This window comes from Egibacteraceae bacterium, from assembly GCA_040905805.1.
Lineage (GTDB): Bacteria > Actinomycetota > Nitriliruptoria > Euzebyales > Egibacteraceae > DATLGH01.
In genome coordinates this window covers 1-26,775 of record JBBDQS010000101.1, presented here as the reverse complement: position 1 = coordinate 26,775, position 26,775 = coordinate 1, and the positions used below count along the sequence as shown (strand labels likewise).

31 protein-coding genes are annotated in these 26,775 nt (G+C 72.8%); 19 read left to right on the top strand and 12 right to left on the bottom strand.

Translation table 11 applies throughout. From position 1 onward, the window contains the following. Nucleotides 1-165 precede the first annotated feature (165 nt). The 4 genes from WD250_11380 (at nt 166) to WD250_11365 (ending at nt 2,587) form a co-directional block, all read left to right on the top strand. Complete coding sequence (locus WD250_11380) at nt 166-414, top strand: DUF1778 domain-containing protein (protein ID MEX2620806.1); 249 nt, start codon at nt 166-168, stop codon at nt 412-414. A 3-nt stretch (nt 415-417) separates the two neighbouring features. Then, nucleotides 418-954, top strand: coding sequence for a GNAT family N-acetyltransferase (locus WD250_11375; GenBank protein MEX2620805.1), 537 nt, complete (start codon nt 418-420; stop codon nt 952-954). A 105-nt stretch (nt 955-1,059) separates the two neighbouring features. Continuing rightward, nucleotides 1,060-1,623, top strand: coding sequence for a DUF6036 family nucleotidyltransferase (locus WD250_11370; protein ID MEX2620804.1), 564 nt, complete (start codon nt 1,060-1,062; stop codon nt 1,621-1,623). 4 nt (nt 1,624-1,627) lie between these two features. Next, nucleotides 1,628-2,587: a hypothetical protein gene (locus tag WD250_11365; protein MEX2620803.1), complete on the top strand. Its 960-nt coding sequence runs from the start codon at nt 1,628-1,630 to the stop codon at nt 2,585-2,587. Between the two features lie 136 nt (nt 2,588-2,723). On the opposite strand, the gene WD250_11360 is transcribed toward WD250_11365, so the two are convergent. Both WD250_11360 and WD250_11355 read right to left on the bottom strand, forming a co-directional pair. Then, nucleotides 2,724-3,149: a type II toxin-antitoxin system VapC family toxin gene (locus WD250_11360; protein ID MEX2620802.1), complete on the bottom strand. Its 426-nt coding sequence runs from the start codon at nt 3,147-3,149 to the stop codon at nt 2,724-2,726. Then, entirely contained in the window at nt 3,146-3,385 is a 240-nt protein-coding gene (locus WD250_11355) for a ribbon-helix-helix protein, CopG family (protein MEX2620801.1), read from the bottom strand. The genes WD250_11360 and WD250_11355 overlap by 4 nt, the downstream gene beginning before the upstream one ends. A gap of 137 nt (nt 3,386-3,522) precedes the next feature. On the opposite strand from WD250_11355, the gene WD250_11350 reads away from it, so the two are divergent. Further along, nucleotides 3,523-3,744, top strand: coding sequence for a type II toxin-antitoxin system prevent-host-death family antitoxin (locus WD250_11350; GenBank protein MEX2620800.1), 222 nt, complete (start codon nt 3,523-3,525; stop codon nt 3,742-3,744). Beyond that, complete coding sequence (locus WD250_11345; protein ID MEX2620799.1) at nt 3,741-4,133, top strand: type II toxin-antitoxin system VapC family toxin; 393 nt, start codon at nt 3,741-3,743, stop codon at nt 4,131-4,133. The genes WD250_11350 and WD250_11345 overlap by 4 nt, the downstream gene beginning before the upstream one ends. Nucleotides 4,134-4,171: 38 nt before the next feature. On the opposite strand, the gene WD250_11340 is transcribed toward WD250_11345, so the two are convergent. From WD250_11340 to WD250_11325, 4 genes are all read right to left on the bottom strand, one after another. Further along, the gene (locus WD250_11340; GenBank protein ID MEX2620798.1) at nt 4,172-4,519 is read right to left on the bottom strand and encodes a hypothetical protein; all 348 of its coding nucleotides are present in this window, start codon (nt 4,517-4,519) and stop codon (nt 4,172-4,174) included. A gap of 233 nt (nt 4,520-4,752) precedes the next feature. After that, a complete protein-coding gene (locus tag WD250_11335; GenBank protein ID MEX2620797.1) occupies nt 4,753-5,838 on the bottom strand; it encodes an AAA family ATPase in 1,086 nt (361 codons plus the stop codon). A gap of 98 nt (nt 5,839-5,936) precedes the next feature. Then, the gene (locus WD250_11330) at nt 5,937-6,722 is read right to left on the bottom strand and encodes a helix-turn-helix transcriptional regulator (protein MEX2620796.1); all 786 of its coding nucleotides are present in this window, start codon (nt 6,720-6,722) and stop codon (nt 5,937-5,939) included. A gap of 246 nt (nt 6,723-6,968) precedes the next feature. After that, a complete protein-coding gene (locus tag WD250_11325; GenBank protein MEX2620795.1) occupies nt 6,969-7,949 on the bottom strand; it encodes an endonuclease/exonuclease/phosphatase family protein in 981 nt (326 codons plus the stop codon). Nucleotides 7,950-8,050: 101 nt separating this feature from the next. Between WD250_11325 and cysC the strand changes: the two genes are divergently transcribed. From cysC to WD250_11280, 9 genes are all read left to right on the top strand, one after another. Continuing rightward, entirely contained in the window at nt 8,051-8,587 is a 537-nt protein-coding gene (gene cysC / locus WD250_11320) for an adenylyl-sulfate kinase (protein ID MEX2620794.1), read from the top strand. 7 nt (nt 8,588-8,594) lie between these two features. After that, on the top strand, nt 8,595-10,427 hold the full coding sequence (locus tag WD250_11315; GenBank protein ID MEX2620793.1) for an SLC13 family permease: 1,833 nt from the start codon (nt 8,595-8,597) through the stop codon (nt 10,425-10,427). Between the two features lie 223 nt (nt 10,428-10,650). After that, complete coding sequence (locus tag WD250_11310) at nt 10,651-12,648, top strand: hypothetical protein (GenBank protein MEX2620792.1); 1,998 nt, start codon at nt 10,651-10,653, stop codon at nt 12,646-12,648. A 168-nt stretch (nt 12,649-12,816) separates the two neighbouring features. After that, nucleotides 12,817-13,344 (top strand): LPXTG cell wall anchor domain-containing protein, encoded by a 528-nt coding sequence (locus WD250_11305; protein ID MEX2620791.1) that lies wholly within the window; start codon nt 12,817-12,819, stop codon nt 13,342-13,344. 235 nt (nt 13,345-13,579) lie between these two features. Then, nucleotides 13,580-14,128, top strand: coding sequence for an LPXTG cell wall anchor domain-containing protein (locus WD250_11300; protein ID MEX2620790.1), 549 nt, complete (start codon nt 13,580-13,582; stop codon nt 14,126-14,128). Between the two features lie 130 nt (nt 14,129-14,258). Next, a complete protein-coding gene (locus tag WD250_11295) occupies nt 14,259-15,941 on the top strand; it encodes an AAA family ATPase (protein MEX2620789.1) in 1,683 nt (560 codons plus the stop codon). Nucleotides 15,942-16,178: 237 nt separating this feature from the next. Beyond that, nucleotides 16,179-18,104: a MoaD/ThiS family protein gene (locus tag WD250_11290; GenBank protein MEX2620788.1), complete on the top strand. Its 1,926-nt coding sequence runs from the start codon at nt 16,179-16,181 to the stop codon at nt 18,102-18,104. Nucleotides 18,105-18,151: 47 nt separating this feature from the next. Then, nucleotides 18,152-18,964, top strand: a complete 813-nt coding sequence (locus WD250_11285) for a phosphoadenylyl-sulfate reductase (GenBank protein ID MEX2620787.1) — start codon at nt 18,152-18,154, stop codon at nt 18,962-18,964. After that, entirely contained in the window at nt 18,948-19,508 is a 561-nt protein-coding gene (locus WD250_11280) for a hypothetical protein (GenBank protein ID MEX2620786.1), read from the top strand. The genes WD250_11285 and WD250_11280 overlap by 17 nt, the downstream gene beginning before the upstream one ends. A 228-nt stretch (nt 19,509-19,736) precedes the next feature. Here the strand turns inward: WD250_11280 and WD250_11275 are convergent, their stop codons facing one another. After that, nucleotides 19,737-20,654, bottom strand: coding sequence for an ABC transporter substrate-binding protein (locus WD250_11275; protein ID MEX2620785.1), 918 nt, complete (start codon nt 20,652-20,654; stop codon nt 19,737-19,739). A gap of 245 nt (nt 20,655-20,899) precedes the next feature. Here WD250_11275 and WD250_11270 point away from each other — a divergent pair, with 245 nt between their 5' ends. The 3 genes from WD250_11270 to WD250_11260 are packed head-to-tail and all read left to right on the top strand — an operon-like array spanning nt 20,900 to nt 21,823. Further along, entirely contained in the window at nt 20,900-21,133 is a 234-nt protein-coding gene (locus tag WD250_11270; GenBank protein ID MEX2620784.1) for a DUF5522 domain-containing protein, read from the top strand. Nucleotides 21,134-21,167: 34 nt separating this feature from the next. Continuing rightward, nucleotides 21,168-21,395 (top strand): CopG family transcriptional regulator, encoded by a 228-nt coding sequence (locus tag WD250_11265; protein ID MEX2620783.1) that lies wholly within the window; start codon nt 21,168-21,170, stop codon nt 21,393-21,395. After that, nucleotides 21,392-21,823: a PIN domain-containing protein gene (locus WD250_11260; GenBank protein MEX2620782.1), complete on the top strand. Its 432-nt coding sequence runs from the start codon at nt 21,392-21,394 to the stop codon at nt 21,821-21,823. The genes WD250_11265 and WD250_11260 overlap by 4 nt, the downstream gene beginning before the upstream one ends. Nucleotides 21,824-21,832: 9 nt before the next feature. Here WD250_11260 and WD250_11255 read toward each other — a convergent pair whose 3' ends face one another. Continuing rightward, a complete protein-coding gene (locus WD250_11255; protein ID MEX2620781.1) occupies nt 21,833-22,228 on the bottom strand; it encodes a type II toxin-antitoxin system VapC family toxin in 396 nt (131 codons plus the stop codon). Continuing rightward, nucleotides 22,225-22,461, bottom strand: coding sequence for a hypothetical protein (locus WD250_11250; GenBank protein MEX2620780.1), 237 nt, complete (start codon nt 22,459-22,461; stop codon nt 22,225-22,227). The genes WD250_11255 and WD250_11250 overlap by 4 nt, the downstream gene beginning before the upstream one ends. Before the next feature lie 106 nt (nt 22,462-22,567). Between WD250_11250 and WD250_11245 the strand changes: the two genes are divergently transcribed. Next, entirely contained in the window at nt 22,568-23,572 is a 1,005-nt protein-coding gene (locus WD250_11245; protein MEX2620779.1) for a hypothetical protein, read from the top strand. Between the two features lie 400 nt (nt 23,573-23,972). On the opposite strand, the gene WD250_11240 is transcribed toward WD250_11245, so the two are convergent. The 3 genes from WD250_11240 to WD250_11230 all read right to left on the bottom strand — a co-directional run. Further along, nucleotides 23,973-24,578, bottom strand: coding sequence for a phosphoribosyltransferase family protein (locus WD250_11240; GenBank protein ID MEX2620778.1), 606 nt, complete (start codon nt 24,576-24,578; stop codon nt 23,973-23,975). Between the two features lie 134 nt (nt 24,579-24,712). After that, complete coding sequence (locus WD250_11235) at nt 24,713-25,999, bottom strand: Glu/Leu/Phe/Val dehydrogenase (protein MEX2620777.1); 1,287 nt, start codon at nt 25,997-25,999, stop codon at nt 24,713-24,715. 15 nt (nt 26,000-26,014) lie between these two features. Next, nucleotides 26,015-26,775: FHA domain-containing protein (locus WD250_11230; GenBank protein ID MEX2620776.1), on the bottom strand; the 761-nt coding region annotated here is incomplete at its 5' end.

Below are 26,775 nucleotides of genomic sequence, written 5' to 3'. Positions count from 1 at the left end.
CGGAAACCGCGACCCCGCCGACACACCCCCTCGCCCCCGGCGAAGCCGGGTGGTCCGTGCGTGAGCCCCCCTGGTCAGGCATATGGGTGCCAGCCTCGGCGAGGCATGCCATCCATGGCGAGCCCATCGACCGGATCTCGGTCTGCCCGCGCCGCGCGGATCAACTTGCGCGCGAGCACGCGGCAGGAGCAGCTCATCCGTGCTGCTGCCGCGGCGTCGGACACGACGCTCACCGACTTCATCCTCGACACCGCGGTGACGCAGGCCGAGAAGCTGCTCGCGGATCGGCGCTACTTCCTGCTCGATGAGCAGGAGTGGGACGCCTTCGAGCGTGTGCTCGACGCCCCGGTGCCCGCCACTCCCAAGCTCGACGCGCTGCTGTCGGCGCCAAGCCCCTTCACCGGCGACGAGTAGCCGGTGGAGGGCCTGCGGCGCCCCACGCGGCTTGAACGTCGCCATATCCGCGAGGGATTCCACAGTGGCGCGCCCGAGCTCGACGACTGGCTCGTTGAGTACGCGTGGGAGAACCAGCAGGCGAACAACGCCACGACCTTCGTCACCACGCTCGACGACCGGGTCGTCGGGTACTACTCGCTGACGGTCGCCAGCGTTGCGAAGGCCGAGGCGCCCGAGCGGCTCGCCAAGGCTGCGCCGACCCAGATCCCCTGCCTGCTGCTCGCCCGCTTGGCGGTTGACCAGTCGGTGCAGGGCCGGGGGGTCGCCACCGGGTTGCTGGCGGACGCGCTTAGCCGTGGGGCCAACCTCGCGCACGAGGTGGGTGTGCGGGCGCTGCTCGTCCACGCCCGCGATGACGCGGCGCGCGCGTTCTCCCTGTCCAAGGCGGAGTTCCTGGCGTCCCCGGCTGACGACCTGCAGTTGCTACTGCCGATGAAGTGGATCCTGCAGAAGTTCGACAGCAGTGCCGAGCAAAGAGCGCTGCCCGCGTGGGCGTAAGGTAAGGGCGGCATGATGCCTTACTCGCCTAGAGACGCGGAGTAGGGGGCTCCAGGGATAGCGTCGAGAGGTTTTTATTCTCGAATCGAGTGGTAGAATATCCCGATGCAATTCGATGAAGCCGGCCTTCGCGAGGCACTCGGCGCGCTCGGCCGCCTGTTGGAGCGTCGCGGCCAGCACTTCGACGTCGTGGTGGTGGGTGGGTCTGCTTTGCTCTTGAGCGGCTTCGTCACGCGACCGACGATCGATGTCGATGTCGTCGCGATCGCGACGAGCGCTGGCCTGGTCAAAGCGTCGCCGTTGCCGGAGCCCCTGGTCCATGCGGTGGAGGACATCGCCGCCCAGCTCGACCTGCCCGCGACGTGGCTGAATGCGGGTCCGGCGGACCTGATGGATTGGGGGCTGCCTGAGGGGTTCGCCGAGCGCCTTCGACGGAGGAGCTTCGGGGGGCTCGTCGTCGCGCTGGCCGAGCGCTTCGACCTGATCTGCTTCAAGCTCTACGCGTTCGCTGATCAGGGCCCGACGAGCCGACACTACGATGACCTGCGGGCGCTGGAGCCCTCGAGCGGAGAGCTGGAGGAGGCGGCGGTGTGGTGCCGCACGCAGGATCCTTCGGAGGGCTTCGTCGGGCTCCTGGCGGCGGCGCTGCGCCTCCTCGAGGCGGAGTAGTCCGATGACGCCGGTTAGCGCGCCCGGGGAGCTTGCCGTCGAGTTGGCCTGGAGCTTGTGGCGCGAGCTCGGCGTGCCCGCGCCCGTGCGCCGTCACACCGACTGGCTCGTGGTCCCCGAGCCCCTCATCCTGTTCACCGCCGCCCTCGGCGACCGCGACCGTCGGCTCCGCGACAACGCCCTCGCGTGGTGCCGCGAGCACCTGCTGCTCATCTCGACACGGGCGCTGCGGCACACCTTCACCGCCGAGGCGTGGGACGTCGGCGCCGTCGCCGACTTCTCCGCTGCGCTGGGCGAGCACACCCCCGCCAGATGGCCCGGGCACGAGGTCGGCACGGCGTTCACCGTCGCTGCGGAGGTCCCGCCCCTCGCCACGCTGCGGGCGCCCTCCCAGCTGGCGCTGCGCATGCGGGCGCTGTTCGGGGTCGGCTCGCGGGCTGAGATCCTCCGTGTCCTGCTCGCCGAGGTCCCGCATCCGGTCACCATCGCTGACTTGGCCCGGGCGGCGCATGCCACGAAGCGCCAGACCACGGAGACCGTGGAACAGCTGGACTGGAGCGGAGCGGTCGTGGTGGACCGGTCGCGGCAGCCCTTCCGCGTGCGCCTGCGCCAGCGGGAGGAGCTGAGTGGGCTGCTCGGCGAGCCTCCTGAGGTGGCGCCGAGCTGGGGCCCGTTGCTGCGGCTGCTGACCGCTATCGCCTCGGTGCTGGAGGACGTCGAGTCGCTGCCCGACGACCTCGCCGGCGCCGAGCTCCATCGACTCCTCCGCACCCACGCGGGCCAGGTGTCCCGCCTCGGTCTCGATCCGCCCGCGCCTGAGTCGGGAGCGAGCTTCCGTCGACGGACCACGTCGTGGTGCCGGGAACTACTCGAAGATGTGGCCGCGGGTGTCCCTGATCACCTCGGATTCGGCCTCCAGCGGCGCCAGCGCGCGCAGGCCCTCCCGCACGGCGAAGCCGGGTAGTCCGTGCGGGAGTGCCGCTTGGTCAGCGTATGGGCGCCAGACACTCGACGACATCTGCAGCGCCGATGCGGCCGCTCCGGGTGCGACGGCCCCTTCGGGCTGAGCCAGGTGCGAGCGGCGGCGGGAGCCGCGCAGCTCACGCCAGCGGGTCCACCCAGCGCAGCTCGGGGAAGCGTCCGAAGTCGGGGTCGGTGGAGACCAGCTCGACGCCGTGGTCGATGGCGAGCGCGGCCAGCTGCGCGTCGGTCACCAGTGCGCCCCGCACCTCGTGGTTGCGAACGAGGCGGCCGAGCACCCGACGGTACTGCTCGGTGGGGTGGGGCACCCAGGCGCTGGGCGCGTCCAGCCACGCCTCGACCTGGCGCCACGCCTGCTCGGGCGACAGGGGGTCGGGGAAGGCCCGGGGGTTGGTCGCGATGCGCAGGAAGGCGGTCAGCGACTGCCAGGCCAACCCCACGCGGGTGTCGCCGTTGAGCGCGCCTTCCAGCCACTCCCGGGCCGCGTCGTGGTGCGGGTCGGCGGCGTTGCGCGCGTAGAGGAGCACGTTGGCGTCCACGATCATCCCCGGTGCGCCTCCCCCTCGAGCACCTCCAGGGCGGCGCCGACGTCGTCGAGGGGGATGCGCGCGGGTCCCAGCGACGACACCCGCTGGGTGAACGTGGCGAGCTGGCCCTCACGGTGTGCCAGCCCGCGCCGGGCCAACGCGTTCACCGCGGCACTCAGGCCCAGGCCGTGTTGCCGGCGCAGCTGCTCCACCGCACGCACGACATCATCGTCGAGGGTGACCGTCGTCCTCATGCTGGCAGTCTATCACAATGATGCGTATATCGGTGCATCATGATGCGCAATCCTGTGCCATGGTGGGGCGGGTCAGGCGTCCAGCTCCTGCGACCAGACGGCGGGGCACCGGGCATGATCATGCTAGTCTGGTTCGTATGACCACTATGAGCGTCGTGGCGGCGAAGACCCATCTGTCCAGACTCTTGGATGCGGTCGTGGCCGGTGAGGAGGTCGTCATCACCCGCAACGGGGTCCCGGTGGCACGCCTCGTTGCGGTGCGCGAGCCCGCATCGAGGGAGCTCGGGTTCCTGCCGGCGGCCACCCCGGACGAGCGCTTCGCCCCGCTCACGGGCGAGGACCTGCACGCCTGGACATGACCACGCTGCTGCTGGACACCCACGCGTACGTCTGGGCGGTCTCGGAGCCCGACCGGCTCAGCGTCGCCGCCCGGGCTGCGGTCGCCGCGCGCGCCAACCGCCTGCTCGTCTCCGCCGCGACGGTCTGGGAGATGGCCACCAAGCACCGCGCGGGCCGCTGGCCCGAGGCCGAGCCGCTCCTGGCCGGGCATGCCGACATCGTCGAGCGGCTCGGCGCGGAACATCTCGACATCGGGTGGGCAGACGCGCGTCGCGCCGGTGCCCTCAGGTGGGCGCACGCCGACCCGTTCGACCGCATGGTCGCCGCCCAGGCCATGGCGGCGAACGCGGCACTGGTCACCCGCGACGCCGTCTTCCAGGACGTGACCGGTCTCGATCTGCTGTGGTGAGACCCGCGACAACCTCGCGCCCAGCGCCGCCGAAAGGCTCAGGTCAGCCCTGCGGCGGCGAAGGCCAGCGCACCGGTTGTCAGCACGGCCCTGACCGTGGCGACCATGTAGTAGCGGGTCTGGGTGGCCATCGACGTGGACAGGCGGGCTTCCATCTGGCCCATCTCGCCGCGCAAGTCGCCGATCTCGCTGCGCAGCCCGCTGATCTCACCGCCCATGTCGCCGCGCAGCCCGCCGATCAGGTCGCGCACCGCGTACACGTCGGCCTTGGTGGCGACCTGTGACCAGTCGAACGGGGGGATCCCGGCCATCAACGTGATCGCTGCCTCCTCGCCGAGGGCCTCACGCAACCGCGCGAACACCCGCTGGCGGGTCTGCTCATCCACCGTCATTGTCACCCTCCGCAGGCCGGCCGGCAAGCACACCCGACCGTAGGACAACGCGGGTGCGGCAGGTGGCCGACCCAACGCAGCTGGGGACAACTGGCGCGCGCAGCACGCCGTCCGGGGCTGGCAGAGGCCCCGCCACCAACGAGGTCGAGTGCCGGCGCCGGCCTGACCGGCCGGGTGTAACCACGAGTAACACGAGTCCTGGCAGGGTTACCCGCGGGTAGCCCGCTTCAGATCGGCAGCGTCTGGCGCAGCCAGTCGGCCAGCAGCGGGTCGGTGACCACCACGTCCCCGCCCTCGTCGGTGCGCAGCTTGCCGTCCGCCAGCAGGCGCTGGCGGGCGTGGGCGGCGCCGCCGGCGGACAGCTCGAGGCGCTCGGCCGCGGCGCCGAACACCGCTCCGCCGTGCGCGTAGACGCGCAGCACCTTGCGCTCGTCGCCGGCGAGCTCGGCGTAGGTCGCGGCGAGGGTGGCCGACTCCGCCGTGCGCAGCGCCGTGAGGGCCGCGCCCCAGCGCTGGTCGGCGATGTCGTCGGGCCCGGTGTGGCGCCACGCCACGTCTGCGGCGCGCATCGTGCGTTGCGGGTGGCCGGCGGTGAACGCGAAGATCGAGCTCGCGACGCCCCCGGGGTCGCGTCCGGTCGCCCGGAAGCCGTCGGTGACGATCGCGTGCACCGCTGCGGGGTCCAGCGGTGGGATCTCGACCAGGTCGGCCTGGTTGAAGAACGGCTGCTCGTGGCGGGTGAAGATGTCGCGCATGGCTGAGGGCGCCGAGCCCGCGAACAGCAGGCCGATGCGGTCGTAGTGGTGCTGCAGGTGGGTGCGCAGCACCGCTGTGGCGCCGGTGACCGCGGCGATCGACTGGAACTCGTCGAACACCGCCAGCAGCGGGGTGCGCTGGCCGACCGTGACGAGCATCTCGACGAGCTCGGTGTAGAGCATCCGCGGGTCGGGGCGCTTGCGCGGGGTCAGCTGCAGCTGCGCGCGCAGGCCGGCGAGGTCGATGCCGGCGGCCGCCGAGAGCTCGTAGGCCCGGTCGCGGACCTCCGGGACCGCCTCCTGCATGGCCGCGGCCAGCCGCAGCACGATGTCGGCGTAGGTCTGCACGCCGAACAGGTCGACCGCGACCGTCGACACCTCGGTGAGGTCGTGGGCCAACCGCCGCAGCACCGACGTCTTGCCGAACCGGCGCGGGCCGAGCAGCGCGGTCACGCGGTGCTCGGTGACGCGCTCGGTCAGCTCGGCGAGCAGGGCCCCCCGGCCGTGGACCTCGTCGGGTGCGAGCGGCCCCTGGTACCTGAACGGCGACGTCTCCACGGCGGCCCCCTGCCAACTACCTCTAGACTCTAGAAGGTAACAGCCTCTATGCAACAGGGGATCTCTGGGTGCGCCCGGTGCGTGAGGTGCGGCGAGGTCTAGATCAGCACCGCTGCCCCGGCCGCATCGGCCTGACCGTACCCGGCGGCGAGTGCCAGGGCGATGCTGATCAGCAGCGCAAGGCAGAACAGGACCACCGCCGCGATCGCGACCGACCGGCGGTACCACCACTCCCGGGGTGGCGACGGCGACGGGTACTCCCGTGGTTCTGGCGGCGGCTCGGGCGCGACGGCCGGCGCAGCGCGCTGGTCCTCGGGCACCCGGGGCGCAGCCGATCCCCAGATGGCAACCAGCTCCCCCTCGTCGCCGGCGTCGATCTCGGCGAGGTGGACGTCGTCCGCGATGTCGGCGTCGTCCGCGATGTCGGCGTCGTCACGGGTGTCGGCGGGGGCGTCGTCACGGGTGTCGGCGGGGGCGTCGTCGCGGGTGTCGGCGGGAGGCGACCGGGGGATGAACCGCGGGGGGAAGGTGGGGACCTGCGCGGCGAGCTCCGCGGCCAAGCAGGCGGGATCGGGCTCCCCGGGGGGCTCGCCGGCCAGCATCGCCTCGGCGTCGAAGCCCAGGAAGCGCGCGTACACGCGACGGTGCGCCTGTGCCACGGCGGGGCTGGCGACGGTGTCGATCTCCCCGCTCTCGATGGCCTGCAGCAGGTCGCCGCGCACCATCAGATCCTCGGCGACCGCGTCCAGCGACAGCCCGTGCGCCTCCCGCGCGCGCCGGAACGCCTGCCCTTCTTCCCTGTCGCTCAGCGCTACGTCCTCACTGCCGTTCCCCGGCTGCAATGCGCAGCACGGCCCCCCGGCATCGTATCGCTGCCACGCCACGACCACGCCCGGCGCAGTGGCGGCGTCCGCCCGCCCGGGTGCCGGCGGTGTGCCGCCGGCTGGGTCCAGACGTAACCGCGAGTAACGCGAGTTCTGGCAGGGCTACTCGCGGTAACCCCCAGGGGGGATGGACCCCTGTGGGGTGCGGGGCGACCGCGACTCAGCGCTCCTATGGCGGTCGCTTCGCGACCGCCTCACCCGGCACAGCTGGGAATCGCCTCCGCTGGCGCTCCGGCGATTCACGTCTCAGCGAGGGGCCGGCTCGGTCGGGGCGACGGTGACGCGCACGCTGCGGTGCCGGGCGCCGAGACCCGGCCCCGTCGTGCGGGACACCACGGCAAGATCGGGGCTGTGCAGCGCGTGGTCGATGGGCACGCCAACCAGACCCAGGGGGGCCGGCCAGGTCGGCTGGAAGCCCCGGCTGCTGTCGTGCAGGCCGCCGGCCCGGGCGAGTGCCCGCAGCTGGCGCGACCACGGCGGGGTGTTGAGGTCGCCGACCACCACCGCGGGCCCCGCCTGGGCGCCCGCCCACGACGCCGCGACCGCGAGCTCGGCGTCGCGGACCGCGGCCCGCCGGGGCGTGCGCGGCGACATGGTGTGCATGGCGAGCACCGCGACGCTGCGGCCCGCCGCGAGCTCGGCGTCGAAGGCGACCGCGGTGTCGCGGGTGCCCGCCGGCAGCGGCCCGACCGGCCGGATGCCGGTGACCGGCACCCGGGCCAGCACCACGAGCCCGACGCCAGGGTCGTGGTAGACGAGGTCGTGGGGCAGGGTCTCGCCGGCATCCAGCGCCTGCACCACGTCCGCGTCCACCCGGCCCAGGATCGCCACGTCGGTGTCGATGATCGTGTCGGCCAGGTCGGGGACGCGGCCCTCGCCGACCTGGTCGCCCACGTTGTGCCACAGGACGGTCAGCGCCGGCGCCGGCATGTCCAGCCACAGCGGCGCGATCACCGCGGCGTTGGCCGCCACCACCCCGGCCGCGACCAGCACGCCCACCCACCGGCGCCTGGCCGCCATGCCGGCCAGGCACACCGCCCCGGCCACCGCATAGTGGGGACGAAAGGCCACCAGCAGGTCGGCGGCCCAGCCCAGCGGCGCGGCGAAACCCACCAGGGTGACCGCCGCCAGCACCGCGGTCACCGACCACAGCACGGCCACGAGGACCGACGGCGGACGCTGCGCCGGGCCCCCCTGCTCCGCGACCTCACGCTCCATGACGGTCATGTGGCCTTCACGCTAGCGCGCCGCCGCCCGGGCGGCGCCCGACCGTTTCCCCTGCGGCCCGACTGGCGGGCATCAGGTGCCAGCGGCGAGACTGGCCGCACATGGGCACCCCGGGGTACGTGCTGTGGTTCACCGGCCTGTCCGGCGCGGGCAAGTCCACCGTGGCCGGCCTGGTCGAGGCCGAGCTGCACGCCCGCCGCGCGCCGGTGGAGAGCCTCGACGGCGACGTGGTCCGCACCCACCTGTCCAAAGGGCTGGGGTTCTCCCGCGCCGACCGCGACGTCAACGTGCTGCGCATCGGCTTCGTCGCCGGGCTGCTGAGCCGTCACGGCGTGGGGGTGCTGTCCGCGGTGATCTCGCCCTACGCCGCGACCCGCAAGCAGGTCCGCGACATGACCACCAACTTCACCGAGGTGTTCGTCGACGCGCCGCTGGACGCCTGCGTGGCCCGCGACGTCAAGGGGCTGTACAAGCGGGCGATGGCCGGCGAGATCGCCGAGTTCACCGGGGTCAGCGACCCCTACGAGCCCCCCGAGGCCCCCGAGCTGCACCTGCGCACCGACACCGAGACGCCCGAGGCCTCCGCGGCGCGGGTGCTGGCCTACCTCGACGAGCGCGGCTGGGTGCCCCCCGCGTGAGCGGGGCGTGACGGCCCAGGCGTGGCTGACCCTGGCGGTGGTCGCGGGCACCGTCGGGCTGCTCGCCCGCAACGTGGTGTCGCCGGCGCTGGCGGTACTCGGCGCGACGGTGTTCCTGATGCTTGTGGGGGTGATCGACGCCGAGCAGGCCTTCTCCGGGTTCGCCAACCCCGCGCCGATCTCGGTGGCGGCGCTGTATGTGCTGGCCCGGGCGGTGGAGGTCACCGGGGCGCTCGACCCGGTGCTGGCGCGGGTCATGGCGGGCAACGGCAACGGCAACGGCAACGGCAGCGACGATCCCCCGGCGACGTCAGGCCGGCCCCGGGTGCGGCCGGGCACCCGGCGGCGGTTGGCCAGGCTGGCCGGGCCGGCGGCGCTGGCGTCCTCGGTGCTCAACAACACCCCGATCGTGGCGATGACCGCACCGCAGGTCGCCGCGTGGGCCGCACGCCGGGGCGAGTCGGCGTCGCCCCTGCTCATGCCTCTGTCGTTCGCGGCCATCCTCGGCGGGACCGTCACCGCGGTGGGCACGTCCACCAACCTGGTGGTCTCGGGGCTGCTCGAGGCGAGTGGCCGGCCACCCATCGGCATGTTCGAGATCACCCGGGTGGGCCTGCCGATCATGCTGGCCGGGTTGGCGCTGCTCGTCCTGGCCGCGCCCCGTCTGCTGCCCGACCGCCAGGCGGCGCTGCACACCTTCACCGAGACCGTGCGGGAGTTCAGCGTGGCCATGCGGGTGGTCCCGGGCGGCCCGCTTGACGGCGCCACCGTGGAAGGGGCCGGCCTGCGCCACCTCCAGGGGGTGTACCTGGCGCGCATCGACCGCGGCGAGGAGGTCATCGTGCCCGTGCAGCCCGACCGGGTGCTGGCGGGCGAGGACGTCCTGACATTCGTCGGCAACGTCGACCTGGTCGTGGACCTGCAGGCCACCCGGGGGCTCGTCTCCACCGAGGAGCACCACCTGGAGGGGTTGAGGGAGACCCGCCAGGGGTTCTTCGAGGCGGTGCTCGGGCAGGGGTCGCCGCTGGTGGGGGCCACCCTGGCCGAGGTCGGGTTCCGGGGCCGCTACGACGCGGTGGTCCTGGCGATCCACCGGGCCGGCGAGCGGGTGGACGCCAAGCTCGGCGCGGTGCGCCTGCGCGCCGGCGACACGCTGCTGCTGCTCGCCGACCGCAGCTTCTACACCCGCTGGCGCGAGTCGCGCGATTTCCTGCTGGTCTCCGCCATGGGCGGGACACCTCCGCTGCGCACCCGCAAGGCGCCGCTGGTCGGGGGGATCGCCGCCGCCATGGTGGCCCTGGCCGGACTGGGGGTCATGCCGATCCTGCACGCCGCGCTGCTCGCGGCGTTCGCGCTGGTGGCCAGCGGGTGCCTGACCACCCGCGAGGCGCGCGACGCCGTCGACCTGAACGTGATCGTGATCATCGCCGCGGCGTTCGGGCTCGGTGCGGCGGTGGCCACCACGGGCCTGGCGGACTCGCTGGCCGCGCTGCTGGTCGACGGCCTCGGGGTGTGGGGCACCGTCGGGGCCCTGGCCGGGGTGATCGTGGCCACGATCGTGCTGACGGAGCTGATCACCAACAACGCCGCCGCCGTGCTCATGTTCCCGGTGGCGGTCGCCGCCGCCGACACCGCCGGCGCGGACCCCCGGGGCTTTGCGATCGCGGTGGCCGTGGCGGCCAGCGCGTCGTTTCTCACCCCTATCGGCTACCAGACCAACACCATGGTCTACGGCCTCGGGGGCTATCGGTTCACCGACTACGCCCGCCTGGGATTCCCCCTCACGCTGCTGGTTATGGCCGTCACACTGATCGTCGTACCCCTCGTCTGGCCTCTCTAGCCACAGCAGCCCCACAAGGCGGGGATCGGGGCCGCCTCACGCACGACCCGTGACTTTTGTTGTATGAAGGCGCTTGTGTCGAGTAGGTTGCGTGAGCGACTGACAGTAACGGGGATGATGAATGCACTGGGCCAGCACTGAAGTTCCATGGGACATGAGACCGGAACAGCCATCGGCTGCGCCGGTCTTTTGGTACGCCGTTCAAGTCACGGAGGGCACATAGATGAGCATCATGGTCTCCCGCAGGGGGCAGCACCGCGCACCACGCACCAGCCGGATGCTGACCGCTGAGCGGGCACGGGGCCGTACCCGCGCGGGCGTCGTCGCCGCGGCCATGCTCGTGAGCCTGTTCGTGGCCGGACCGGCGCATGCCACGCCGGCCCTGCTGCTGCTGGACACCTTCCCCACCGAAACGGAATTGGGGGACACCAACATCCCCTTCACGCTCACCGTGCGCAATATCTCGGACGCAGGGGACGAGGGGCGCACCTACGAGCTCCAGCGCGTGCGCATGACCCCGGCCTGCGACAACCTCGTCGGCACCGAGTGTGACGCCGACGACGCCCAGACCGACGTGTTCGACCTCGCCCCCACCCCGGTCGGCGCGGCGGGCACCACGTGCGCGGGCGTCGCGTTCACCGTCGACGAGGGCCCGAACGGTCGTCACACGCTCACGCCCCAGTCCCAGGTGCTCCTGGGCCCGGCGTCCGGTCCCGAGGTAGATCGCACCTGCACGATCAATTGGCAGATCGACGAGGTCACCGGTGTGCCCACCTTCGACCGCAACCCCGCCATGGACGGGGTGCAGACCAATTGGGGCGCGGACGCGCAGGCCGAGGACGTGGTCAACCCGGGCACGACGGCCTTCGGCGGCAACACCCGTGATGTCACCCTCCACCCCGGGCAGGTGAACCTCGCCACCGTCTCCGACCCGAACATGGATGCCGGCACGAGCCCGATCGCGCCCGGGCAGGACTCCACCGACACCGCGACCGTCACCCGGGCGGACCCCAACACCAACCCCGACCCGACCGGCACGGTGACGTTCGAGCTGATCGGGCCCGATCCCGACGCGACCTGCACGGGACCCTCCGCCTTCGGCCCGCAGTCCGTCGCCATCGACCCCGGCACGGGGCAGGCGACCTCGTCCTCCAGCGGCCCGCTCAACGATCGGGGTCTGTACAACTGGGTCGCGACCTTCGAGTCGGGCGACAACAACTACGCGGACATCACCGTCGCGATCGGCTGCGGCGACCCGCTGGAGATGTTCCAGGTGCAGCCGCCGCCGACCATCGACGTGGTCAAGACCGCCGACCCCCTGCAGCAGCCCGCACCGACGGGCACGTTCACCTTCGACGTCGAGGTGACCAACACCGGTGTCAACCCGGTGACGATCACCGCCCTCACCGACGACATCTACGGCGACCTGGACGACGCGGCCAACCCGAACGTCGCCAACAACACCTGCGCGGGGGCGGTCGGCACCGCGCTGGCCCCCGGTGCGACGTTCACCTGCGCGTTCGACGGCGACTTCACCGGCAACCCCGGCGACCAGCAGACGGACGTGGTCACCGCGACGGCCGTGGACGAGTTCGGCCAGCAGGCCCAGGCCGACGACGACGCCACCGTCGCCCTGGTCCTGCCCGCACCCCCGGTGATCGCCGTGGACAAGACCGCCTCCCCGACCGAGCTGCCCGTCCCCGGTGGGGAGTTCACGTTCACGCTGACCGTCACCAATCGCGGTGACCAACCCGTCACCATCACCAGCCTGGTCGACGACGTCCACGGCGATCTCGACGGCCAGGGCACCTGCGCCGTCGGGGCGACCCTGGCGGCCGATGGCGGCACCTACACCTGCGAGTTCACCGTCACCTTCACCGGCGATGCCGGCGACAGCGAGACCGACGTGATCACCGTGGTCGCCGAGGACGAGGAGGGCCGGCAGGCCACCGACGAGGACGACGCTGTCATCACCATCGTCCCGGCCGAGGAGGTGGCGGCGGTGCCGCCATCCCCACCGCCACCGCCCCCGACGCCCACGCGGGCGCTCCCGGTCACCGGCCTGGACCTCATGCCGCTCGTGGCCGTCGCCGGTGCCCTGCTGACGGTGGGGGTCGTGCTGCTCGCCAAGACCCCCGCCCCCGGGCGCCACACCAGCGGGGGGAACGGCCCCCGGCACCGCCGGCGCCGGCCCCGCCTGCTGCGCTGGGCGCAGGGATGACCCTGTTCACCAGAACAACGTGCTTGCGCCGGGCGTGCCGGTTGTGACAGACTCCCCGACGACCAGATGTTTGCTGTCACCCGAACCGGCTCGGTGCGGGGGTTGCAGGGGACTGCAAGGACGGTCCGCACAGCGCGGGACCATCGACCACCAGGTAAAGGACCAGACATGCGTAAGACCTTCGGCGTCGGGATCGCAGCAGCCATGCTGCTGGCCCTCATGGCGCTGCCCGCTGCAGCCCAGGACGCCTATCCGCCGGCGGCGCCGACGTGCAACGTGACCGTCAGCTCGATCAACGTGTCGTGCGGAGGCTGGGCGCCCAACACCCCGGTCACCGCGACCTTGGCGGGGCGGGTGCTCGGCACGCTGATCACCGACGCGCAGGGGCGTCTGGAAGGGTCGTTCGAGATCCCTGCTGATCTCCCACCTGGTACCCACACGCTGCGCCTATCGGGCCTGAACGCGGAGGGCGTGCTGACCAACCTCGACCTCGTCGTCACCATCCCTGGACCGGCTGACGGCGTCGTGGCACCGCCACGGGTCGTGTCACCGCCACGGGTCGTGTCCGCACCGGGCCTGCCCCGCACCGGTGGGGACGCGCTGCTCGCGCTGGGTCTGGCGGCGGGCCTGCTCGCCGCCGGTGGCGGCGCGCTGGGCGTGGCACGCCGGCGCAACCAGGCCGAGCTCAGCGCCTGAGCCACGGGCGGCACGGGCGCTGCGGAGACGACCGAGCGCCCGCAACGCCCTGACGCTTCCATCAGCCCCCCAGTGCGCTGGGGGGCTGACGCTTGCGCCGGTCTGCCCGAGGTGGGAGACTTCGTGCGGAAATGGCGGGTACCGGCGCTCGTCCCTGAGAAGGTGACGGAGGGTATCGGTCCTGCTGCACCGCTGGTACGCACACACACGGTCCGCAATGGCAAGGGACGAACCCATGCGAAAGCTCATCACCATCGGCCTCGCGGCCGGACTCCTGCTCACGCTCATGACGCTGCCCGCCGCGGCCCAGGACGCCTACCCGCCGGCGGCTCCGGAGTGCACGCTGAGCGACAGCGTCGTGGAGGCTGGTGACGCCGTCACCGTGTCGTGCGTGACCTGGGCGGCCAACACCCCGGTGACCGGGACGCTGTTCTCCACGCCGGTGGTGCTGGGCACGACGGTCACCGACGCGCAGGGGCGCCTGACCGAGGGGTTCACGATCCCGGCCAGCACCGCGCCGGGACCGCACACGCTGCGCATGTCGGGCCTGAACCGGCAGAACGTGCAGACCAACGTGGACCTGGCGCTCGAGGTCGTCGCCGCGACGGGGGTCACCCCGCCGACCACGGGAGTCACCCCACCCCGGGCCGTGCCCGCGCCGCGCCTGCCCCGCACCGGTGGGGACGCGCTGCTCGCGCTGGGTCTGGCGGCGGGCCTGCTCGCCGCCGGTGGCGGCGCGCTGGGCGTGGCACGCCGGCGCAACCAGGCCGAGCTCAGCGCCTGAGCCCGCCAAGGCGACACGGTCGAGGCCGAGTGACTGAGGGGACAGGGGTGCAGTGTGTCGCTGCGCCCCGCCACCCCGTAGGATGGGGCTCTCTGCCCCGTCAACCCGCCGAGTGAGAGAGTCACCCACCGTGGACCCGACGACCGCCGAAGACCCCCAGCAGGACTGGGCCACCGGCCCCGACCTGCTCGAGTCGGTCTGGCGCTACCGGTGGCTGGTCCTCGCCGTGACCGTCCTGGCCGGGCTGAGCGGCTTCGCCGCCTCCTACCTGCAACCCACCATGTACGAGGCGGAGGCGCGCCTGCTGCTGGAGGCCCCGGGTTCCAGCGGGGTGTTCGGCGACCGCCAGAGCTCCGCCGCCGCCGGCGGGGACCGCTACGTGCGCAACCAGGCGGAGGCGGCGAACTCCCCGCAGGTCGCGGCTCGGGCCGCGCAGCTGCTCGACTCGCAGCTGACCGAGCAGGCCGTCGGCGAGCAGGTGCAGGCCCGGCCCTCGGTCGACGTCGACGTGCTCACGGTCAGTGCGCGGGCACCCTCCCCGGAAGGGGCGGCGCTGCTGGCCAACGCCGTCGCCCAGGCCTACGGCGAGCTGTCGCGCGAGGACGTGCAGGACACCGCCGAGCGGGCCGTCAGCGAGCTCACCGAGTCCCGCTCGGAGCTGGAGGCCGAGGTCGCCCGGCTCGAGGGGGCGCTGGCCGCGCAGCCGGACAACCCGCTGCTGCAGGCCGAACGCGAGAGCGCGGTGCGCGACCTGGTCGACGCCGACCGCCTGGCCCGCCAGATCAGCACCGACGCGGAGCTGCGCGGCGACGGGATCAGCAGCTTCCAGGAGGCGGAGCCGCCGGGATCGCCGGCCCAGCCCCAGCCGGTGCGCAACGCCGCCGTCGCCGCCGTGCTCGGCCTCCTGGCCGCCGCCGCGTTCTCCTGGTGGCGCGCCGAGCACACCCAGAGCGCCGACCGCCGCCAGGACGCCGCACCGGTCCTGCGCGCGCCGCTGCTCGGCCAGATCCCCGACTTCAAGTCCGCCGGGGTCACCGGCGTGGACCCCACGCGCACGTCCCCGCACTCCTCGCCCGCCGAGGCCTACCAGTTCGTGGTCGCCTCGCTGGAGTACGCCCTGGAGCGCAGCGGTGGGACCACCGTGGTGGTCACCAGCGCGGGGCCCGGCGACGGCAAGACCGTCACCGCCCTGAACCTCGCGGTGGCCGCCGCGCGCGACGGCCGGCGGGTGCTGCTGACCGACGGCGACCAGCGTGCCCGGGGCCTGACCCGGCTGACCGAGGTCGCGTCCAAGCCCGGCCTGACCGACCTGGCCGACGACGCGGTGCCCTTCGACGGGTGCGTCGCCAAGCTCGACGCCACCGACAGCGAGTTCACGTTCGTGCCCGTCGGCACGCCCTCTCACGACGCCGCGGGTTTCTACCGCACGCCGAGCTTCCGCAAGGCCATGAGCCGCATCCGCGAGCGCGCCGACCTCGTCATCATCGACACCCCCCCGGTGCTGGCCGTGTCGGACACCTCGGCGATCGCGGGCCAGGCCGACGGGATCGTCGTCGTGGTCAAGCGGGGCACGGCGCTCAGCCGGCTCGAAGAGGTTCGCGAGCGCCTCGCGTTCGTCGGCACGCCGGTGCTCGGCTACGTGTTCAACCGCGCGGACCCCCGCTCGGCCTCCTACTCCTACGGCGACTACCGCTACGGCTACGGGTACGGCTACGGCACCCCGCCGGAGGGCAGCGGCAGCGGCAACGGCAACGCCAACGGCAGCGGCCGGGGCGCCAAGCCGAAGAAGTCCGGCTCCGCCGCGGACGTGTAGCGGCGCCGTCCCGGGTCGCCCCGGAGCTCGGTGTTTGTCCTGTTGCCTGCGCCGGCGTGCGGGCACTCGCGCCGCCCGGCCTGCCCGGTCCCCCACCACGGGCCCCCCGCGGGACCCCGGCCTGCCGGTTTCCCGGAGTTGTTTCGGTAAATACCCCAGGTTGGGTGCGGGCACGCGGGCCGCGGCCGTGCACTATCGGCACCAGTCAACCCGTAGCAGCCCGTAGTAGGAGGACCCATGACCACGACACCGGTGCGGCGACGCAGGGAGAAGCCGACCTGGGAGCTCGTGCAGCGACGCAACTCGATCGAGCGCCTGAAGGCGGAGAAGTTCCCCCTGGACATCGTCGACGAGCTGCCCCAGTTGATCGCGATGGGCTACGAGGCCGTGCCCGAGGAGGACATCGTCCGCCTCAACTGGTGGGGTCTCACCCACGACAAGCCCAAGATCGGCACCTTCATGGTGCGCATCAAGGTCTCGGGGGGCCTGCTCACGCCCGCGCAGCTGCGCGGCGTGGGCGAGATCAGCAAGGACCTCGGCCGTGACTACGGCGAGCTGACCACCCGCCAGGGCCTGCAGCTGCACTGGGTGCGCCTGGACCAGCTGCCCGAGGTCATCGCCGCGGTCCAGGCCACGGGCCTGACCACCGTCGGGGGGGAGGGCGACACCGTCCGCAACATCACCGGCTGCCCGGTGGCCGGCATCGCCAAGGACGAGCTGTTCGACGTCACCCCCGTGATCGCCGACGTCGCCCGCTACTTCTACGGCAACCGCGCGTACTCGAACCTGCCCCGCAAGCACAAGTTCACGATCAGCGCCTGCCCCGGCCAGTGCAACGCGCCGGAGATCTCCGACGTCGCGCTCGTGGGCGTGATCAAGGACGGCCGCGAGGGCTTCGCGCTGCGTGTCGGCGGCGGCCTGTCCAGCACCCCGCGCCTGTCGCGCGACCTCGGCGTGTTCGTGCCCACCGAGGACACCATCGAGGTGCTGCGCGCGGTCACCGACGCCTGGCAGTCCGACCCCAAGTACCGGGTCAGCCGGGCCAAGGCGCGCATCAAGTTCATGATGGACGACGTCGGCCCGGAGGGCTTCCGCGCCCTGGTCGAGGAGCGTCTCGGGCGCACCCTCGACGACTGCGCCGCCCCCGACCCCGAGCCCGGCCACGACCACCTCGGCCTGCACCACCAGGCCGACGGGCGCGCCTACATCGGGCTGTCGGTGCCGATGGGGTGGATGAGCGGCGAGCAGATGGGCGACATCGCCGACGCGGTCGAGGCCGTCGGCGGCGACATCCGCCTCACCCGCCAGCAGAACTTCATCGTCGGCAACGTCCCCGCCGGCGAGGTGGGCGGCCTGCTGACCCGGCTGCACACGATCGGCTTCCCCGCCACCCGCAACGCCGTGTACGGCAACTCGGTGGCGTGCACCAGCCACAAGTTCTGCAACTACTCGGTGGCCGAGACCAAGGGCAAGCTCGACGAGGTGCTGGAGCTGCTCGACGAGCGCTTCGGCGCCGACGTCAACCCCCTCAAGATCTTCATGGACGGCTGCCCGCACTCGTGCGCCCACCACTGGGTCGGCGACATCGGGCTGCAGGGCACCACCACGACGGTGCCCGGCACCAAGCAGCGCGTCGAGGCCTACGACGTCACGCTGCGCGGCGGCCTCGGCGTCAACGCCGCGATCGGCAAGCCGCTGCTGCGCCGCATCCCCACCGACGACCTCGACGGGGTGATGGTGCGCCTGGTCGGCGGGTGGCTCGCCGAGAAGTCCGCCCGTAACGGCCACGGCGGCGGCTACACGTTCCGCGACTGGTGCGACGACCGCACCGACGACCAGCTGCAGGCCATCGCGTTCCCCGAGGCCGGCGAGGCCGAGGACGACGACGGCCGCCCGATCGTGCGGGTGCCCGGCACCCTGATCGAGTTGTCCAACGGCGCCGACGAGATCCATGTGTCCGCGTCGAACGTCACGGCCATCCTCGACGAGCTCGCCGCCGAGCACCCCAAGCTCGTGGAGTACCTGCGCCTGGCCGACGGCTCGGTCAACCCGGTGGTGAACCTCTACATCGGCGAGGACGACATCCGCGCGCTGGGCGGCCTCGACGCGTCGCTGGAGCCCGGCCAGGAGCTCACCATCCTGCCGGCCCTCGCCGGCGGCTAGCCCACCCCCGCCCCACCCCCTCCGCATCGATCCAAGAGGAGTGCTCCGTGCCCGTAGACCTGATGGACCGTGTCGTCCTGGACGACCTGGAGATCGGCGAGATCGCCAACGACCTCGACGACCAGGAGCCCGAGGACGTGATCGAGTGGGCCCTGGAGACCTTCGGGGAGCGCCTGGCGATCATCACCGCGCTGCAGGTCGACGGGATGACGCTGCTCGACATGGCCTACCGGGTCAAACCCGACATCCGCGTGGTCACCGTCGACACCGGTCGGCTGCCCCCGGAGACGCTGACGTTCCTCGACGAGATCCGCGCCCGCTACCCCAAGGCCAACGTCGAGGTGCTCGAACCCGACCAGGCCGAGCTCGAGGCCATGGTCGACCGCCACGGCCCCGACCCGTTCACCAAGAGCGTGCCGCTGCGGCTGGTGTGCTGCCAGATCCGCAAGGTGCGCCCGATGCTGCGGGCCCTGGAGGGCCTGGACGCCTGGTTCACCGGACTGCGCCGTGACCAGTGGGCCTCGCGGGCGGCGATCAAGAAGGTCGAGCTCGACCACGACCACGACGGCATCGTGAAGCTGAACCCGCTGGCCGACTGGTCCAAGGAGGAGGTCTGGGACTACATCGCCGAGCAGGGCGTGCCGACCCACCCCCTCTACGCCCAGGGCTACACCTCGATCGGCTGCGGGCCGTGCACCCGCCCGGTCGCCGAGGGCGAGGCCGACCGCGCCGGCCGCTGGTGGTGGGAGACCAACGCCCCCAAGGAGTGCGGTATGCACTGCCCGATCGAGACCGGCGGGTTCGAGCACGAGTTCCACGCCATCCTCGGCGAGGCGCACGGCGATGACAGCGGGTACTGAGCCCGGCGCGTCCGGCACCGCGGATGACGGCGCCGCGACCGAGGGCACCGCCGCCGCCGACGGGGCCGCGACCGACGCCCCGCCGGTCACGCTGAACGACGACGAGCGCGAGCTCGTCGAGCTCGAGCTGCGCATGATCCTGCCGGCGCTGACCGGCGACCGGGCCGAGCGCTACGAGGCTCTGCGCGAGGCGGTCGAGTCCGGCGGTGACGTCCCCGGCGACCTGACCGGGGTGCTGGCCTCCCTGGTCGAGCTCACCCTGCAGACCGCCCGCGCCCGTCAGCTCTACCGCGCCGAGGGCGAGACCATTCTCACCAACCTGCTGCGCCGCACCCCCCGCGGGCGCGAGCTGGCCAAGCAGGTCGCCGACGTCAATACCGCCCTGAAGGCCCTGAACGGCCACCCGGTGGAGTCGGTGAACGTGCGCATGCGCACCATCGGCCACTTCACCGTCACCGTCGCCACCGACGCGGTGACGCTCACCATGGCCGTGCGCCCCGACACCGTGAACATCGAGAGCCTCGCGGTCGGCCAGTCCGGGTAACCACGCGCCCCCCGCGCCGCGCCCCACCCGCCTTGCGCGCCCCACCCCCCACCCCCGCGCCGCGCGCCCCACCCGCCTTGCGCGGTGCGTTGCGGATCAGGGCCGTGCGATGGCCCTGTTCCTGCACGCACCCGCCGCCGGCCCCGCCCGCCTTGCGCGGTGCGTTGCGGATCAGGGCCGTGCGATGGCCCTGTTCCTGCACGCACCCGCCGCCGCCCCGCTCTGGTGTCACGTCCAGCGCTGCCAGGTGCGTCCTTCCAGGTCCATGGCCGGACCGATCCCGTGGACGACCGCGGTGATGATCGCCGCCGAGGTCACCAGCCGGGGGCCGGGGCGGTTGAAGAACGCCGAGCCGTCCGCGCACGCCACCCGGCCGGCGCGCACCGCGGACAGGTCCTGCCAGCCGGGGATGCGCGCGAGCACCTCGCGCTCCTGCAGCGTGCGGGCGAGATCGTAGCCGCAGGGCGCGACGAGGATCACATCGGGGTCGGCCTCGGTCAGCGCCTCGGGTGACACCACCGGTGAGTGGCCCCCACGGATGCCGAGCACGGCGTCGGCGCCGGCGATCTCGGCCAGCTCCGGGGCCCAGTTGCCTCCGGCGATCAGCGGATCGGCCCACTCCAGCAGCGCCAGCCGCGGACGGTCCAGGCCAGCCACGCTCGCCGCCAGCTCGTCCCATCCGGCGCGCATCCGGGCCGCCAGCCCGTCGGCGGCGGCGGCATCGTCGAGCGCCTCGCCGATGCGCACGACGTCGGCGAGCACCGCGTCCAGGGTCATCGGCGAGGAGGTGAGCACCTCGACCTCGGTGCCGAGGTGGGCGCGGACGGCCGTCATGACGTCGTCCTCGGGGACGGCGCAGACGCGGCACAGGTCCTGGGTGATGATCAGGTCGGGATCGGCCGCGCGCAGCCCGTCGGGATCCACCTCGTAGACCGACAGCACCTGCTCGAGCAGCTCCACCACACCCCGGTGGATCGCACCCGAGGTCCCCACCGGCTCGCGGCGTGGCCGGCTGATCACCGGCAGGTCCGCTACCTCCGGCGGGAAGTCGCACTCGTGGCTGCGCCCGACCAGCGCGTCGCCGTGGCCGAGCGCCGCGACGATCTCGGTGGTGGACGGCAGCAGTGACACGACCCGACGTCCCACCAGGCTTCCTCTCGTTCGACGGCTTGCCGTGCGAGCGTAACGCGCCGGCGCCCGCCGGCTCCGCCCGCCCGGCCCGCCGTGCAGCGTCCGTGCCGGCGCCCGCTCGCGGGCTCCGCCCGCCCGGCCCGCCCGGCCCGCCCGGCCCGCCGTGCAGTGTCCGTGCCGGCGCCCGCTCGCGGGCTCCGCGCGCCCGGCCCGCCCGGCCCGCCCGGCCCGCCGTGCAGCGTCCACCTACCATTCCCCGCATGGCCACCCACCGGCGCGCCGCCCGCCCGCTCACCGAGCCCCACCAGGACCGCCTTGCTGCCGAGCATCCCCAGCGCGGCGCGATCCTCGCCGGGCACGCCGCCGCGCTGGCCGCCGGGGACGCCGGCTACGTGGATCCCGCCTCGGGGCTGCTCGTCCTCACCGCCGGCTTCCTCGCCGAGCGCGGCTGGTGCTGCGAGCAGGGCTGCCGCCACTGCCCCTACGTCCAGTAGCCATCGCCGGTACCCTACGTGCTACCCTACGTCCATGGAGAAGACGAGTGTCTACCTGTCGGACGCCGAGCGCGAACGGCTGGGACACCTCGCGGCCGTCACGGGACGCTCGCAGTCCGCCATCATCCGCGAGGCGATCGCCAGCTACCAGCCGGCGGCCGCCGGTGGACGCGACCTCGCGCTCACCGGCGTGGCCGACGGGCCCGCCGGATCGATCGCTGACCTGCCCGACGAGGAGCTGCTGGACGGATTCGGCGGGTGACCCTGCTGCTTGACGCGGCCCCACTGGTCGCGCTGGCCAACCGCCGGGACGCGCTCCACGCGGCCGTGCGCGACACGGTGGCGAGCTGGGCCGGGCCGCTGGTCGTGCCGGCTCCGGTCAGCGCCGAGGTCGACTACCTGCTGGGACGGCGTCTCGGGCGGACGGCGCGTCTGGCATTTCTGGATGACGTGGTCGCCGGACGGTTCGAGGTCCTCGGGCTGGATCCTGCGGAGCACCGTGCGGTGCGCGGCCTGGAAGACCGCTACGCGTCGCTCGGTCTCGGCTTGGCGGACTGCGCCACCATCGTGCTTGCCCGCCGCCTGGGCACCCGCGCGCTCCTGACCTTCGACGAGCGGCACTTCCGCGCCGTCACCCCGCTGCAAGGCGGCGCCTTCACCCTGCTGCCCGTAGACCGGTCGGCCGCGTAGCGCGCAGCATCAGCCGATCAGCTCGACATCGCAGGCCAGACCGCTGCTTCGCGCCAGGCGGGCGTCGGTGGTGACCAGCGCGGTGCCGAGCCGCTCGGCAAGCGCGACATACCAGGCGTCGTACACGGTCAGGTTGTCGCGCAGCTGCCACACGCGGTCGGCGAGCGGCGCGAGCGGGTGCAGCGCGATGCGGCTGCGGGCCAGACGTCGGCGCGCCCGTTCGGCATGCTCGGGCGTGAGGTCACCGCCGAGCAGCAGACCGCGGACAGCCGAGAGGACCTCTGCGGGCAGGATCGCCGGGGCGTGCCACCGCCGCGGCTCCGCGAGCCGTGCTCGGGCCGCGGCGCCGACGGACCCAGCCGAGGTCAGCGCCTCGGCGAACGCCGAGGCGTCCAGGACGCTCACCGCCGGTCACGGTCCTCGCGGATGACGGCGGTGGCAGAGCCGTGGCTCAAGTCCGCGCCGTCCTCGATGTCAGCAGCCACGGCAGCCGCGACCTCCGCCGGCGACAGGAGCCGCGCGCCCTCGACCAGCTCCTCCCGCAGGTACTCCTGCAGGCTCATGCCCGCGGCCGCGGCCCTCGCCTTGTAGCGGCGGTGGACGTCGTCAGGGACGTCGCGAACTTGGATGGTCGCCATGGAGGCATATTAGCGCTCAGTGCGCTGATCGCCATGTCCGCGCGGTTGTCCCCAGGCACCCCGCGGTCCTGTGTGCGCCGCCCCGGGCTCCGGCACGCTGGTTCGCATGGAGGACGAGGCGTGCACCGGCTGGCCGGCCCTGTTCGCCGGGGCGCACGCTCGCCACGGCGCGTTGCACCTGCGCCGAAGCGACGAGGTCGGGCTCCCGCGACGAGCGGTCCGCCGGCGGGCGACCAGGGAGATCTGGGAGAAGCTGCTGCCCAGCGTGTTCGTTCTTCCTGGATCGGTGGACGGCTGGTGGCGCACGACGGCCGCGCGCCTGGAGCTCGTCGGGTCCGATGCCGTGCTGGCCCGCCTCTCGGCGGCGCATGCCCACGGGATGCGCTGGAAGCCGCCCCCCATCACCCAGGTGGTCCGCCAGCTCGGCAAGCACCGGACCGAGCACGAGGAGGTCCTGGTCAAGCTCTCGCGCACCCTGACCGAAGCCGACATCGTCGTGGTCGACGGACTGCGCGCGACCAACCCGCAGCGCACCATGCGCGACCTCTCCGCCACGCTGGCGCGTTCCCGGCTGCGGGCGGTCGGCATCGACGGGATCACCAAGGGGGTGTTGGACTTCGATCTGCTCGTCACGGAGCACGAGGCCATGCGCCCCGGCCCGCCCCGTCGGTTGCTCGGTCAGGTGCTCGGCGACCTCGCGTCGGTGCACACCGAGTCCCCGTTCGCCTACGAGGTGCTCGAGGCCGTCGCCGAGTCGGGCCTCGCGGTCGAAGGCGAGTTCCCGTGGCGCTGCCCGGACGGTCGCATCATCCATTTCGACGGCGCGATCTCGGCGGCCTGGGTCGCCATCGAGTGTGACGGTCGCAGCAAGTACCAGTCGGGCCGCTCGTTCACCACCGACCGCATCCGCTGGACGCAGGCCAGCGGACGGTGGCGCATCGTCTGGGTGTCCTGGCAGCGGTGGCAGAACCAGCCGCATGCCGTCCTGGACGACGTGGCGGTCGCCGTGGCCGCCGCCGACGCCGCCGCCACACCCGCGCCCCGCGCCGACTGCCGCTGCCCGCGCTGCAAGGCCCGGGCGCAGCGGAGCGAGGCCTGGCCGCGGCCCTGAGCCGGCGCCGGCCCCCGGGGTAAGGGCGCGTCGCCTGGGCTCCGGCTCGCAGGGGGGCCCTACCCTCAGGTCGCCTCCGCCCGGGCGGCGCCCCCTGCTCCCGAGTCGTGTGCAGGGGGTGCGTTGCGGAATGGGGCCGTGTGGTGGCCCTGATCCGCAACGGTGCCCGGGCGCGTCGCCTTGGCTCCGGCTCGCAGGGGGGCCCTACCCTCAGGTCGCCTCCGCCCAGGCGACGCCCCCTGCTCCCGAGTCGTGTGCAGGGGGTGCGTTGCGGAATGGGGCCGTGTGGTGGCCCTGATCCGCAACGGTGCCCGGGCGCGTCGCCTTGGCTCCGGCTCGCAGGGGGGCCCTACCCTCAGGTCGCCTCCGCCCAGGCGACGCCCCCTGCTCCCTGGGGGGGTCAGGGGCCGCCGACGGGGTCGATGTCCAGGTCGGTGTAGGTGATCAGGGAGCGGAACGGCGTGCCGCGCTCGGCGAAGCGCTCGGTGGTGGCGTCCCCGCGGTCGACGAGGGCCAGGGCCATCACGACGATCGCGCCCGCGGCCTCGACGACCTCGCAGGCCTCCAGGATCGATCCGCCGGTGGTGACCACGTCGTCCACGACCAGGACGTGCATGCCCTCGGTGAGCTCGGTGCCCTCGATGCGCTGGTCGGTGCCCCGCCCCTTCGCGGCCTTGCGGATCACGAACCAGCGCTGCTTGGACACCAGGGCCATGCCGTGGGAGAGCATGTCCGCGCCCATGGTGAGCCCGCCGACTGCGTCGAACTTCTGACCGGAGAACGTGAACAGGTCGATCATGGCCTTGCAGGCCCCGTGCAGGTTCGGTCCCCGTGCCAGCGCGCGCTTGGCGTCGATGAAGTCGTGGCTCAGCTCGCCGCTGGCCAGCTCGATGGGCTCGTCGAAGCGGCGGTACCCGTGGTCGAGCATGACCTTCACCAGCTTGCGCTGGAGCTCCGGCCCCTGGACCGACGGGATGTTCCCGCCCGTCTCACCCCGCGGCGGCATCGCCGGGGGATGCTCGTGGTCGTGGTCGTGGTCATGGTCATGGGCGTGGTCGTGACCGGATTCGGATTCGGATTCGGATGCGGACAGGGCCGTGCTCCTCTACTCGGGGTGTCGCGACACCTTACCCGCGCCGGTCAGGAGGCCGCGAAGTGGTCGGCGTGGCCCTTGGCGTCGACGGCCTCGCTGATGCGGCGCAACGCCTGCACGTAGCCAGCCACACGCAGCGACACGCCGAGGGACTCCTTCAGCTCCCAGAGCGCCTCGGTCTCGCGGACCATGCGCTCGTGCAGCCGGGTGCGCACCTCGTCGGCGGTCCAGTAGTAGCCGCTGCGGTTCTGCACCCACTCGAAGTAGCTGACGGTGACCCCGCCGGCGTTGGCGAGGATGTCGGGGATGACCGTCACGCCGCGCTCGTGCAGCACCTCGTCGGCTTTGCTGCCCACGGGCCCGTTGGCGAGCTCGAGGATGACCCGCGCCTTGACGTCGTCGACGTTGGTCGCGGTGATCGCGTTCTCCAGGGCGGCGGGCACCAGCACGTCCACGTCGAGGGCCAAGAGCTCCTCGTTGGTGATGCGGTCGTGCTCGACGATGTCGCAGACGCTGCCCTCGCAGTACACCGCGCGCAGCTCCCGGCTCTCGAGCTTGGTCTTGTGCACGCTCGGCACGTGCAGCCCGTCCCGCGCGTGCACGCCGCCCTGTGAGTCGCTGACCGCGACCACCTTGTAGCCGGCGTCGAACAGCAGCTGGGCGATGGTCGCGCCGGCGTTGCCGAAGCCCTGGACCGCCACGGTCGGCGACTCCTTGTCGAGCAGCCGGCCCCGCAGCGCCTGCAGGACGTCGAAGCCGCCGTCGGCGGTGGCGGAGCCCCGGCCGAGGCTGCCGCCCATCGCCAGCGGCTTGCCGGTGATCACCGCCGGGGTGATCTGGCGCTTGATGATCCCGTACTCGTCCATCATCCAGCCCATGATCATCTGGTTGGTGTAGACGTCGGGGGCCGGCACGTCGACGTCGGGGCCGATGAAGTCCGCGACGGCGTCGACGTACCCGCGGCTGAGGCGCTCCAGCTCCATCTGCGACAGCGCCTTCGGGTCGACGGTGATGCCGCCCTTGCCGCCCCCGAAGGGCAGGTCGACGATGGCGGTCTTGCAGGTCATCCAGAACGCGAGGGTCTGGACCTCGTCGACGTTGACGCCCGGGTGGTAGCGGATCCCGCCCTTGGTGGGTCCCCGCGAGTCGTCGTAGCGCACCCGGTAGCCGCGGAAGGTGCGCAGCGTCCCGTTGTCCATGCGGACCGGGATCGAGACCTTCAGCGTGGACTTGGGGTGCTCCAGGCGCTCCAACGTGTCCTCGGAGACGGCGGCATGGCGCAGCGCCTGCTCCAGGTGGGCGGTCGCGTCGCCGAGCAGCGGCGAGCTGGTCATGGCGGTCCTCTCTTCCTAGGCCTGGTGGTGGGTGTCGAAGGTCATGATGCGTTTGCCGAACGCGATGCGGGTGCCCGGCGCCACGACCTCGCCGTCGTCCTTGGCGAGGCGCCGCCACTCGGTCTCCCCCCGGGCGGCCACGAACGTGCCGTTGGCCGAGCCGCGGTCGACCACGATCACCTCCCAGTCCTGCAGCCGCACCTCGGCGTGCACCCGCGACACCGATCGCTCCGCGTCCTGCAACCGCAGCGGGCGCAGCTCGCTGGACTCCACGCCCGGGTCCATCTCCGGCTCCCGGCCGACGAGGTAGTCGTGGTCGAGGGCGTACGCGCTGCCGTCGTCGCCGATCAGCACGCCGAGCGTCGGGCGCGGGCCCTTCACCGGCACGCGGGTGCGGTGCACCGTGGACACCCCGCACGACGAGCAGTACAGGGCGAGCGGGTGGTTGAAGTGGTCGCGCTCGCAGAGGATGCCGTCGACGATGGGGCCCTCGGGTTCGGGCTCCTCGTGGCCGTCGGGCATCGGCTCGCCGACGATCGGCAGCGGCGCCCGCGGTTCCAGCTCGACGGCCTCGGTCAGCAGGATCGAGTCGAACGCCAGCGGCTCCGGCTGCTCCGGCTCCGGCTGCTGCGGTGCCGGCTCCTGCGGGGGCGGCGTGCCCGGCATGTCGTCTGCCGGGGTCGCGGGCGCCACGGCCGGCTGGTCCAGCAGTGTGGGGTCCTCGTCGGACGAGACCGCGGGAGCCGGCGCCGGCGCCCGCGCGGGGGGGGCCGGGG